This is a genomic window from Marinococcus sp. LNSP9103-4 (genome assembly GCF_056034345.1).
Window position 1 is genome coordinate 199,949 of record NZ_JBQLIA010000005.1, and the last position, 11,654, is coordinate 211,602.

The window sequence follows — 11,654 nt, forward strand, 5'->3', positions numbered from 1 at the left end:
GGGCGGCGCGTCCGCCCGTATCTATAGAGAAGGGAGAGACCACCGTGACTGATAAAAAGCAAACGGATACGTCTGAACAAACGACTCCGGCGGTCGATCCGGCATACGAAAAATACTTTGATTTTTCCAAAGCCGAAGTGGAAAGCAACGAGGACGGCAAACAATACATGAAAATTGGCGGCCGGTCGATCGTGATCAACGACCAGCCCGACCATAAAGCAGGACGCAAGCGGACGAAGCAGGACGCGTCGGTGCACTACGATTTTGACATACCTGAGGATATGCGGGGCATCGGCTACGGCAAAAAGTACCTGATCCGCACGTACGGCTGCCAGATGAACTACCATGATACCGAAAACATGGCCGGCATTCTCGAGGAGATGGGCTTTGCCGAAACGAAGGACACCGAGGAGGCGGACCTCATCTTTCTGAACACGTGCGCGATCCGCGAAAACGCGGAAAACAAAGTGTTCGGCGAAATCGGCCACTTAAAGGCGCTCAAGCGTGAAAAGCCGGAGCTGATGCTCGGCGTGTGCGGCTGTATGTCGCAGGAGGAAAACGTCGTGAACCGCATCATGCAGAAGCACCAGCACATCGACATGATTTTCGGCACGCACAACATTCACCGCCTGCCGGAGCTTCTCCGCGACGCCATCCAGGGCAAGGAGATGGTGATCGAAGTCTGGTCCAAGGAAGGCGACGTCATCGAAAACATGCCGAAAAAACGCGCCGGCGGCACGCAGGCATGGGTCAACATCATGTACGGCTGCGACAAGTTCTGCACGTACTGCATCGTGCCGTATACGCGCGGCAAGGAGCGGAGCCGCCTGCCGGAGGACATTATCGCTGAGGTTCGCGACATCGCGCGCCAGGGCTACAAGGAAATTACGCTGCTCGGGCAGAACGTGAACGCCTACGGCAAGGACCTCGGACTCGACTACGGACTCGGCGAGCTGATGAACGAGCTGCATAAAATCGACATTCCGCGCATCCGGTTTACGACGAGCCACCCGCGCGACTTTGACGACTACCTGATTGAGGTGCTCGCCCAGGGCGGCAACCTCGTCGAGCATATCCACCTGCCGGTGCAGTCCGGCAACAGCGACATGCTCAAGCTGATGGGGCGCAAATACACGCGCGAGGAATACGTCGAGCTCGCCCGCAAAATCAAAACGGCGATTCCGCACGCGTCGTTTACGACCGACATCATCGTCGGCTTCCCGAACGAAACGGAGGAGCAGTTTGAAGACACGATGTCTCTCATGCGCGAGATGGACTACGACAGCGCGTTCACCTACATCTACTCCCCGCGCGAGCATACGCCGGCAGCGAAGATGGAGGACAACGTGCCGATGGACGTGAAAAAAGAGCGGCTCGCCCGTCTGAACGCGCTTATGGGCGACATTTCGAACCGCCGCAACAAAGAGCTCGAGGGCAGAGTGCTTGAGGTGCTCGTCGAAGGCGAAAGCCGTAAAAACGCTGACGTGCTCTCCGGACGGACGCGCACGAACAAGCTCGTGAACTTCCGGGCGCCGAAGGACGTTATCGGCGAAGTCATTTACGTCCAAATTGACGAAGCCAAAACGTGGTCGCTCGACGGCCATGTTGTGGAATTCGCGGAGGTGTAAGCAGATGGCCTACACTAAAGAAGAAGTGATGCAGGAAGCCGGGCGCCTCGCCGAACGGCTGAAGGAAACCGAGGAAGTGGACTTTTTCATCCGCGCCGAGACGCAGATTAACGACAACGTGCGGATCCAGAACCTGATCCAGGAGATCAAGGATAAGCAGAAGCAGGCGGTCAACTTCCAGCACTACGAAAAAACGGAAGCGAAGCGTCAGGTGGAAGCGCAGATTAACGATCTGCACGAAGAGATTGAAAACATTCCGATCGTCGGGCAGTTCCGCCAGAGCCAGACCGAGGTTAACTACATTCTGCAGCTGATCAGCGACCAGATCACTGCCTCGATCTGGGAGAACGAAGACGACGACAACAGGTCATAAAAAGAACCGCTTTCCGTTTCACGGGAGGCGGTTTTCTGCTTGTCGGGCTTTTATAAATTTCACATACCATAATTTAGTTTCTTCTTAAACAGTGATATAATATGAGGGACAAATCGCAGAACGCTTCCCGTTGGAGAAGCGAACGGAACGATGTACAATAAACAGGCAGTGAAACAAACATAACGGAGGCTTTTTGATGCCAGAGACAGATACACCGATGATGAAACAGTATAAGGACATAAAAGCGGCCTATCCGGACGCCTTTTTGTTTTACCGGCTCGGCGACTTTTACGAAATGTTCTTTGATGATGCGGAGCTTGCTGCCCGCGAGCTCGAAATCACGCTCACCAAACGCGGCCAGAAGAACGAAAATGACATCCCGATGTGCGGGGTGCCGTATCACTCCGCCGAAGGGTATATTGCCACGCTGATCGAAAAAGGGTACAAAATTGCGATCTGCGAGCAGGTGGAGGACCCGGCCAAATCGAAAGGCGTCGTGAAGCGCGAGGTGGTGCGCATGATCACCCCGGGGACGATCATGGAAGGGCGCGCCCTTGACGAAACGGAAAACAACTTTCTCGTCGCGATAGTGCCGAACGGAACGGAAACGGCGTTTGTGAAGGCAGATCTCACGACCGGGGAAACGGCCGCGGCGCTTCTCTCCGATGACGTCGGCGAATGGCAGCGCGAAATGACGACCGCGCATCCGAAGGAAATCATCGTGCCGGAGGAGCAGGAGGGGGTCATGGCCGACATGTACCGCGGCATGATTTCGACCGGGGCGGTGCCGGTGCTGAAGCCGGAATGGGAAGCACTCACCGGTGAGCTGGACAGCGGCACGCTCCAAAACGGAGCGGCGCTTCTGCTCGGCTACGTGGAGCGCACCCAGCAGCGGTCACTCGGCCACCTGCAGCCGTTTACGGTGTACCAGCCGAACCGGACGATGCAGCTGGACATGCATTCGAGGCGGAACCTGGAGCTGACGGAGACGATGATGGGCAAAACGAAGGACGGATCGCTTCTCGGCGTGCTCGATCGTACCGTCACTGCGATGGGCTGCCGTAAGCTGCGGCGCTGGATCGAGGAGCCGCTTCTCTCTCGCCCGGCGATCGAAGAGCGGTACGGGATGGTGGCTTCGTTTGCGGACAATTTCTTTGCCCGGGAGGACCTGCGCGAGCACCTGCGCGACGTGTACGACATTGAACGGCTCGCCGGCAAAGCCGTCTACGGCAACATTAACGCCCGCGAGCTCGTGCAGCTGCGGCGGACGCTGCAGGCGGTGCCGGCGATTGCCGACCTGCTCGGCGGCATGAACAATCCGGCCATCAACGAACGCCTCGTGGACGTGTCCGCCTTTCAGGAGCTTGAGGAGCTGCTCGACCGGAGCCTCGTCGACGATCCGCCGTTTGGCGTCCAGGAGGGCGGCATGTTCCGCTCCGGCTTTCACGAGGAGCTCGATCAGTACCGCGAGGCGGGCCAGAACGGCAAGCAGTGGATCGCGGAGCTTGAGCAGAAGGAACGTGCCGAAACGGGCATCAAGTCGCTCAAGGTCGGCTACAACCGGGTGTTCGGCTACTATATTGAAATCACCCGGGCCAACACCCATCTGATTCCGGACGGGCGCTACGAGCGCAAGCAGACGCTCACAAACGCCGAGCGCTACATCACGCCGGAGCTGAAGGAAAAGGAAGACCTGATCCTCGGCTCGGCGGACCGCGCCGTCCAGCTCGAGTATGAGCTGTTTCTCGACCTGCGCGAACGCGTCGCGGGCTACGTGCGTCCGCTCCAGGAGCTTGCGGATCTTTTGAGTGAAATGGATGTGCTGCAGAACTTCGCCCACGTGAGCGAGCGGCTCGGCTACGTCCGGCCGGCCTTCAGCACGGACAAGACGCTTGCCGTCCGCGGGGGCCGCCACCCGGTCGTGGAGACGATGCTCACCGCCGGCGAATTTGTGGCAAACGACACCCACATGGACGAGCATGGCATGCTGTTGATCACGGGTCCGAACATGGCCGGCAAAAGCACAGTCATGCGGCAGGTGGCGCTGATTGCGATCATGGCCCAGATCGGCTGCTTCGTACCGGCCGAGGAGGCGGAGCTGCCCGTGTTTGACCGGATTTTCACCCGCATCGGGGCGGCCGACGACTTAACGAGCGGCCAGAGCACGTTCATGGTGGAAATGAAGGAAACCCAGCAGGCGCTGTTGAACGCTTCGGCCGACAGCCTGATTCTGCTCGACGAAATCGGGCGCGGCACCTCCACGTACGACGGGATGGCGCTCGCGCAGGCGATCATGGAATACATTCACGAGCAGGTCGGGGCCAAGACGCTTTTTTCCACGCACTACCACGAGCTGACCGTGATGGAGGACCATCTGCCGGCGCTCCGGAACGTGCACGTGCGGGCAGTGGAGGAGGACGGTGAAATCATTTTCCTGCACCGGGTGGAGCCGGGCAAGGCCGACCGCAGCTACGGCATTTACGTGGCCAAGCTCGCCGGCCTGCCGCCGCAGGTGATCGAACGCTCCGAGACGATTCTAAAAAGCTTTGAGGAGCAGAAAGCCGCCGCGTACGCAGCGCCGGACGAAGCCGCACCGACCTCTGCAGAAACAATCAAGGAACCGGACGAGCCCGAGCAGCTGGCGCTCTTTTCCATTGATGACGGCAGCGCCCGGGCGAAAGAAATCATGAGCGAGCTGAAGCGGACCGACGTGCTCCGCATGAGTCCGATCGAAGCGATCGAAAAGCTGTACCAGCTCCAGCAGTACGCGAACGAGGAGGAGGAATAAGCGGTGACGTATGTAAAAAAACTCCCGGACGGCCTCGCCAACAAAATCGCGGCGGGGGAAGTCGTCGAACGCCCCGCCTCGGTCGTCAAAGAACTAGTGGAAAACGCGATTGACGCCGGGGCCACAACCATTCAGGTGGACGTCGAGGAGGGCGGGCTTTCGCTTCTCCGGGTGACCGATAACGGCCGCGGCATGGACCAGGAGGACGCGGAGCTTGCCTTCGAGCGCCACGCGACGAGCAAGCTCGCCCGGGAAAAGGATCTGTTTCAGATTGAGACGCTCGGCTTTCGGGGCGAAGCGCTCCCGAGCATTGCCGCGGTCTCGAACGTGACGATGGAAACCGGGGACGGGCGCGAAGCCGGAGTGCTCATCCGCTACCAGGGCGGCAGGCGCATTGCCTGCACCTCGTCCAAAAGCCGTCGCGGTACGCAGGTGGAGGTGCGCGACCTGTTTTTTAATACCCCGGCCCGGCTTAAATACGTGCGGACGATGAACACCGAGGTGGCAAATGTCGCCGACGTGATGAACCGGCAGGCGCTCGCGCACCCGGAGGTCAGCTTCCGGCTGTACCACCACGACAAGCAGCTGCTTCTCACGAACGGCAGCGGCAGCCTGCAGCCGGTGCTTGCGGCCATTTACGGCCGCCAGACGGCGCGCGACATGCTGTACATCGAGGCGGAGACGGACGACTACCGGGTGAGCGGCTGGATCGCGAAGCCCGAGACGTACCGCGCTTCACGCCAGTACATGTCCACGTTTGTGAACCACCGCTACATCCGGCATTACCCGCTTACAAAAGCGATCGAGTCGGGCTACCATACGCTGCTTCCGATCGGCAAGCACCCGATCGCGGCGCTGCATATCGAGATGAACCCCGGGCTGATTGATGTGAACGTGCACCCGTCCAAGCTCGACGTGCGCGTGAGCAAGGAGGAGGAGCTGCTGCAGCTGGTCGAACAGGCGGTGCGCGAGCGCCTCCAACAGGAGCGTCTCATTCCGGCCGGCGACCAGAAGCGGGCCAAATCAGCACCGGCGTCCGAACAGATGAACCTGGCCTTTTCTGAACCTGCGCCAGCCCAAGCGCCGCGACGGGAAGAACCATCCGCCCCGGACGAGCCGGCACCCGCCCCAGGGAACCATGCCTCTGCTCACGAGGCGTCGTTCAGTGATGCTGCCCCGGCCGAGGAGCCGGAAGCGGAAACGGTATTTGAACACGTAGACAGGTGGCCCGAAGCACAGGAGGCACCTCAGCCGGAACCCGAAGCCCCGGCGCAAGAAAGCGCCGGCCCGGAGCTGCCAGAGCTGCGCCCGATCGGCCAGTTTCACGGCACGTATATCCTCGCGGAAAACGAAGACGCGCTGTACATGATCGACCAGCACGCCGCGCAGGAGCGTATTTTTTATGAATACTTCCGGGTGAAAATCGGCGACGTGGACAAGGACGTGCAGCAGCTGCTCGTGCCGATTCTGCTTGAAGTGACCAAAGAGGAAGAAATCCTCATCAGCGAACGCCAGCGCGATTTTGAAAACATCGGCATTTTCCTCGAGCCGTTCGGCGGCCAGACGTTCCGGGTGCATGCGCATCCTACCTGGTTCCCGGCCGGCGACGAAGAAGGCGTCATCCGCGAATGCATCGAAGAAGTAAAAAACAACAAGCGCATCAGCGTGCATGAACTCCGAGAGGAAGCGGCCATTCTGATGTCGTGCAAGGCAGCGATCAAGGCGAACCGCTACCTGACGAAGGACGAGATCCAGGCGCTCGTCGACCGGCTGCGGACGTGCGAAAGCCCGTACACATGCCCGCACGGCCGCCCGATCATCATTCACTTTTCTGACTATGACATGGAGAAAATGTTCAAGCGCATCATGTAGCTGTACAGAAGGAGAGAGCGCCGTGATTATTACCACCGCCAAAAAGCCGGACCCGGATGTGTGCGCGGAAGCCTGGGCAAAGGCGCGGGCATGGAGGGCGACTTACAAAGCGCGAGAAAAACGTTCGATCCAGCGCTGGCAGCAGGAGGCGAACGAAGATATTTATATTGTAGCTGCGGCCGGCGACACGTATTACCCGCTAGGAGAGGCCGCCGAGCCGCTTACGTTTCATCCGTCGATGGCATGGCTGCGCGGCCTGCACGTCCACCGCGGCGGGGGCGACCCGCTGCTCGAGGCGGCAGACGTGCGCAAAGGCGACACGGTACTCGATGCGACACTCGGATTCGGTGCCGACAGCATCATGCTTGCCCTTGGTACGGGAAATACCGGCACGGTGCTCGGCATCGAAAAGCAGCCGGTCGTGGCGTCGCTCGTCCGCAAAGGGATCCGGCTTCCGGGCGACTATTCCGAATGGTTTACGGAGGCAATGCAGCGGATTACGGTGGTCCAGGGCGACAGCCTCCTGCTGCTACGGCTCATGCCGAAAAGCTCGGTGGACGTCGTCTATCTGGATCCAATGTTTGCTGAAGCGGTGAATACGAGCCCGGCGATCGACCGGCTCCGCCCGGTGGCGGCGACGGACCCGCTGACGGATACCTGGATCGACGAAGCGCTGCGGGTGGCACGGCGCCGGATTGTCGTCAAGGACTATGCGCACAGCCCGCAATTTAAACAGTATCAGTTAACCCTGGCCGGACGGCGGAGCGCCGCGGTCCGGTACGGATGGAAGGAGGCATACACGTGAAGCAACCGGTACTCGCCGTCGTCGGCCCGACGGCGGTCGGCAAAACGCGGCTTGGCATCGAACTGGCCCATAAATACAACGGCGAAATCATCAGCGGGGACTCGATGCAGGTGTATGAAGGCCTGACCATCGGCACCGCCAAGCCGACAATGGAGGAACGCAACCAGGCCCCGCATCATCTCGTGGACATGCTGTCGCCGGATACGCCGTATTCCGCGGCGGACTTTAAAGCCCGGGCCGAGCCAATCATCGAGCGGCTGCACGGGGAAGGCAAGCTTCCGATCATCGTCGGCGGCACCGGCATGTACATCCGGGCGCTTTTGCACGACTATTCGTTTTATGATGCGAAGAAGCAGGAAGGCGTGCGCGAGAAATGGGAGCTGTACGCGCGCCAGTACGGAAGCGCTGCGCTGCATGCGAATTTAGAGCGCCGCGACCGGGAGCGGGCGGACGCGATTCACCCGAACAACGTGCGCAAAGTCGTGCGGGCGCTCGAAATTCTTGAAACGTCGGAAGAAGGACCAACTTTATCCAAAAAAATGCAAAAAAAGCATTCGCCCTACGCCTCATTCATGATAGGATTAACAATGAACCGTCCGTATTTGTATGAGCGGATCGAGCGCCGGATCGACCGCATGATGGCCGACGGCCTCGAGCACGAGGCGCGCTGGCTGTACGAACGCTTCGGCGAGGAAGTTCAGGCCGCCCAGGCGATCGGCTACAAGGAATGGTTCCCGTATTTCCGCGGGGACGCGGACACCGACTGGGTCGCCGAGCGCATGAAGCGCAATTCCAGGAGATACGCCAAGCGCCAGCTCACCTGGTTCCGCAACAAAGAGGACGCCCACTGGTATGATATTACCGATCGCTCCCGGCCGTTTGCCGACGAAGCATTTGCTTCGATTCTGCGGCAGTTCGAGCGCGAGCATCGCTAATACATAAATCATTCAACTAAGCCCCGGCTGTGGAAGGAGATTCAAGCATGAAACAATCAGTGAACATTCAGGATCAGTTTTTGAACGTGGTACGCAAGGAAAAAATTCAGGTGACCGTCTTTCTGACGAACGGCTTTCAGCTGCGCGGCCTCATCAAAGCCTTTGACAACTTCACCGTCGTCCTCGACAGCGACGGCAAGCAGCAGCTCGTCTACAAGCACGCCATCAGCACTTTCGTTCCGCAGCGGACCGTCTCCCTGCAGACCGAAAGCGAGAGCGAAGAATAAAAAAGGACTTCCGAAAAGGAAGCTCCCGAGACCGCCCGTTCCTGTGGAAGCAGGGGCGGGCTTTTTTAATTAGTTTATAGCATGTTAAATCAGTGAATAAGTGTGATCATGCTTTTGAAAATACAGAAAAGAGGGCTGAATGTGGAGAAAAATATACACATAGTTAACGCAGAAATAATGGCGGTGAATTATAAAAAGTTATTTCTGATTGAACGACATTTGAAAGAAAATATTGAAATCAATGAACATGAAGCGGAGTTATATTTTCATGAGTACATCCCAAAGCTTAATAAAGATCTTTATCCTGAAGAATTAAGAAAAAAACTTTATAAACTAGTGAAAGTAAGAAATAAAATATGTCATATGAAAGAGTTAGATTTTGAAGAAGTAAATTCTTTGAATGACTGCTATTATAATATTGTAGAAAACATATAAACGTTAAAATTTAATCTGATTGTTATTATATGCAAGTACAGTAACAATCATTTCTATTTAGTGGCAAAAATATCCGTAGATAAGGTGTTGCGACACCAATCAAAAAACCATCGATAAAGGGTCCATGCTCGAGTATATGGCCTCACAATTGTTCTGTATCGCCAAAGTATAGTGAAATAATGCCTTTTAATGCCCAAAATTTTTGGAATTTAAAATATATAGATAATCTGATATTATTTGGACAAGACAATATGACTATTAATTTGTAAATAGCTTGTTTGGAGGAAAAATATGTCAAATTATCAATGGTATTTTCCTATAAACGCAGAAGGAGGTCAGCCGGAGGGACTCAATGATTCAGGTGTTGAAAGTTTTCGTGGCAACCAAATTGAATCACTAGCAAGAGAGATCATACAAAATTCAACTGATGCCATTAAGGACGAGAATAGACCTGTAAAGGTATCCTTTAATAAACTTTCTGTTAAGAGAGATGAATTCCCTGACAAACAGGGATTAAAAGATGCGTTCAAATCTTCTTTATATTATAAAAGAACCCCTAAGCAAGCTCAAGAATTCTTTAGTAAAGGACTAGATATTCTTGAACAAAGTGAATTTACTTTTCTTAAAGTAAGTGACTTTAATACTACTGGATTACGAGGCGTGAATGAAGAAGGCAGTGATTGGGAAAATCTTGTGAAATCCGTTGGGATTAGTAATAAAGGAGGGAGTGATGGCGGCTCTTTCGGGATTGGTAAAAGTGCACCGTTTGCTTGTTCAAATTTAAGAACTGTGTTTTACAGTACTTTAAATTTAGAGGGGGAAGAAGGTTTTCAAGGAGTTTCAAGGCTAGCTTCTCATAGCTACGGGAATCGTGAAACAAGGGGCACCGGGTTTTATGGGGTTCAAGAGTATACTCAACCTATAACCAATCCTGATGAAATTCCTAGAAATTTTAAAAGGTTAGAAACAGGTACTGATGTATATGTTGCTTCTTTTTTGCCAGATAATGATTGGAAAGAAAAAATAATAAAAGCAGTTATTGAGAATTTCTTTATATCTATTTTTAAAGAAAAACTTATAGTAGAAGCAGGAGAGACAACCATTAATAGTTCTACGTTAAAGAGTTTAATTAATGAATATATTAAACCTAATAATAATTTATATGCCGACCAATACCTGTCTGCAATAGAATTTGGTAAGGAATACGTTAAAAATATTAAAGAGTTAGGCGATGTACGTCTATACATAAAAAAGGATGATGAATACGCAAAAAAGGTGGCTATGGTTAGGGATACAGGCATGAAAATAACCCATATCGATCGTTTTAGAGGAGGTTTTAAGTTTTCAGGAGTATCAATTATCGAAGGAGACAAATTAAACGAACTCCTTAGAAAAACTGAGCCTCCCACACACGATAAATGGGAGCCATCCAGACATGAAGATGAAGACTATGCAAAGAAAGTAATACAAGAGCTGCATAACTTTATTAGACAGACAGTAAAAGAAATGAATAAGGCAGAAGAGACAAATAAAATAGACTTTAAAGGATTTAACCAATTTTTGCCTGATCATTTAAATGAAGAAGACCCTTTAGAAGATAACAGAGCGGAGGAGAACGAGAATAAATTTGTTCCGAAAGATATGGTAATTTCAGAAAGAAGAAATAAGAGAAAACCAACTGCTAAGTTGGCCGCTAGAAAGAATAATGGTGATAAAAAACACAAAAATAATGGTGGGAAGAAAAAATCTTCAGCAGGAAAGGCCAATAGAAAAAGTGATACCTTGAATATAACAAATGTACGTTCTATTGTAGTAGGAGAAAATGATGGCATCTACGATATTAAAATTTCTGCGGAAACGGGCGGGAAAGGTAACATAAAAATTAACTTCGTTGGGGAAGATGCAAAAGCCTATAAAGCGTATATTAACAAAGCGGAAGAAATAGAAACAGGGACACTTCTTACGATCAATGAAAGCGAAATAGGTCCTGTTTCTTTTAAAGATATGGATAAGAAAACAATTAGGATTGAATTGAATGAAAAAATTAGAGCTTCTTTAGAGGTGCTTATAAATGAAAGTTAAAGAAAGACACTTTCCATACCCAGTATTGGCCGATTTTTCTGATGATTACCAAGGGAGTTCTTATGAAACGGACATTTCTTACGATGTAACTAGTGAAGAATTTGTGTTAACAGTTAAGCATGGTTTAAATGATAATGAATTAAAACGTTTAATAGACAATAATAAAGCTGCGTATTGCGTTCATGTTGAGTGTCCTAAAACTCAAACGAGAACTTTATTGCCTTCTGTTGAAAGTGAGCAAAAGGTCAAATTAAAAGCTTCTCAAATAGATAAGAGCATTGAGGTTTGTACATTTATAGTAGCTAATACAGACATTGAAAATTATGAGAATACTCAGTTCGATGATGATTATAAAGGCTACAAATTTGATATTTTAAATCGTCAAATTAAGTTAGACACCATATCATTCTCCATATACCTCATGAATACTTCCAACGGGGTGCAATAGT

10 protein-coding genes are annotated in these 11,654 nt (G+C 52.8%); all 10 read left to right on the forward strand.

Annotation, left to right across the window (positions count from 1 at the left end; genetic code table 11):
• The first annotated feature begins 44 nt into the window (after nucleotides 1-44).
• The 10 genes from miaB to ACTRXG_RS05915 all read left to right on the forward strand — a co-directional run bounded on the left by miaB (nucleotide 45) and on the right by ACTRXG_RS05915 (nucleotide 11,653).
• Nucleotides 45-1,628: a tRNA (N6-isopentenyl adenosine(37)-C2)-methylthiotransferase MiaB gene (gene miaB / locus ACTRXG_RS05870; protein WP_474277436.1), complete on the forward strand. Its 1,584-nt coding sequence runs from the start codon at nucleotides 45-47 to the stop codon at nucleotides 1,626-1,628.
• Between the two features lie 4 nt (nucleotides 1,629-1,632).
• Nucleotides 1,633-2,001 carry a YlbF/YmcA family competence regulator gene (locus tag ACTRXG_RS05875; protein WP_474280456.1) on the forward strand — a complete coding sequence of 123 codons (369 nt, stop codon included), beginning with the start codon at nucleotides 1,633-1,635 and terminating at the stop codon, nucleotides 1,999-2,001.
• Nucleotides 2,002-2,197: 196 nt separating this feature from the next.
• The gene (gene mutS, locus ACTRXG_RS05880) at nucleotides 2,198-4,789 is read left to right on the forward strand and encodes a DNA mismatch repair protein MutS (RefSeq protein ID WP_474284291.1); all 2,592 of its coding nucleotides are present in this window, start codon (nucleotides 2,198-2,200) and stop codon (nucleotides 4,787-4,789) included.
• Between the two features lie 3 nt (nucleotides 4,790-4,792).
• On the forward strand, nucleotides 4,793-6,661 hold the full coding sequence (gene mutL / locus ACTRXG_RS05885) for a DNA mismatch repair endonuclease MutL (RefSeq protein ID WP_474284292.1): 1,869 nt from the start codon (nucleotides 4,793-4,795) through the stop codon (nucleotides 6,659-6,661).
• Nucleotides 6,662-6,683: 22 nt separating this feature from the next.
• Complete coding sequence (locus ACTRXG_RS05890; protein ID WP_474284293.1) at nucleotides 6,684-7,466, forward strand: class I SAM-dependent methyltransferase; 783 nt, start codon at nucleotides 6,684-6,686, stop codon at nucleotides 7,464-7,466.
• Nucleotides 7,463-8,401: a tRNA (adenosine(37)-N6)-dimethylallyltransferase MiaA gene (gene miaA / locus ACTRXG_RS05895; protein WP_474284294.1), complete on the forward strand. Its 939-nt coding sequence runs from the start codon at nucleotides 7,463-7,465 to the stop codon at nucleotides 8,399-8,401. Before ACTRXG_RS05890 ends, miaA begins: the two co-directional genes overlap by 4 nt.
• Before the next feature lie 47 nt (nucleotides 8,402-8,448).
• Entirely contained in the window at nucleotides 8,449-8,688 is a 240-nt protein-coding gene (hfq, locus tag ACTRXG_RS05900) for an RNA chaperone Hfq (RefSeq protein ID WP_022792841.1), read from the forward strand.
• Between the two features lie 141 nt (nucleotides 8,689-8,829).
• The gene (locus tag ACTRXG_RS05905) at nucleotides 8,830-9,123 is read left to right on the forward strand and encodes a hypothetical protein (protein WP_474284295.1); all 294 of its coding nucleotides are present in this window, start codon (nucleotides 8,830-8,832) and stop codon (nucleotides 9,121-9,123) included.
• Between the two features lie 291 nt (nucleotides 9,124-9,414).
• Nucleotides 9,415-11,205: a hypothetical protein gene (locus ACTRXG_RS05910; protein WP_474284296.1), complete on the forward strand. Its 1,791-nt coding sequence runs from the start codon at nucleotides 9,415-9,417 to the stop codon at nucleotides 11,203-11,205.
• The gene (locus ACTRXG_RS05915) at nucleotides 11,195-11,653 is read left to right on the forward strand and encodes a hypothetical protein (protein WP_474284297.1); all 459 of its coding nucleotides are present in this window, start codon (nucleotides 11,195-11,197) and stop codon (nucleotides 11,651-11,653) included. Before ACTRXG_RS05910 ends, ACTRXG_RS05915 begins: the two co-directional genes overlap by 11 nt.
• Nucleotide 11,654: the final 1 nt, after the last annotated feature.

Excerpts from the sequence above, each read along its gene's own strand:
- ACTRXG_RS05875 (WP_474280456.1), top strand. The coding sequence starts at position 1,633 with ATGGCCTACACTAAAGAAGAAGTGATGCAGGAAGCCGGGCGCCTCGCC.
- mutS (WP_474284291.1), top strand. The coding sequence starts at position 2,198 with ATGCCAGAGACAGATACACCGATGATGAAACAGTATAAGGACATAAAA.
- hfq (WP_022792841.1), top strand. The coding sequence starts at position 8,449 with ATGAAACAATCAGTGAACATTCAGGATCAGTTTTTGAACGTGGTACGC.
- ACTRXG_RS05910 (WP_474284296.1), top strand. The coding sequence starts at position 9,415 with ATGTCAAATTATCAATGGTATTTTCCTATAAACGCAGAAGGAGGTCAG.
- ACTRXG_RS05915 (WP_474284297.1), top strand. The coding sequence starts at position 11,195 with ATGAAAGTTAAAGAAAGACACTTTCCATACCCAGTATTGGCCGATTTT.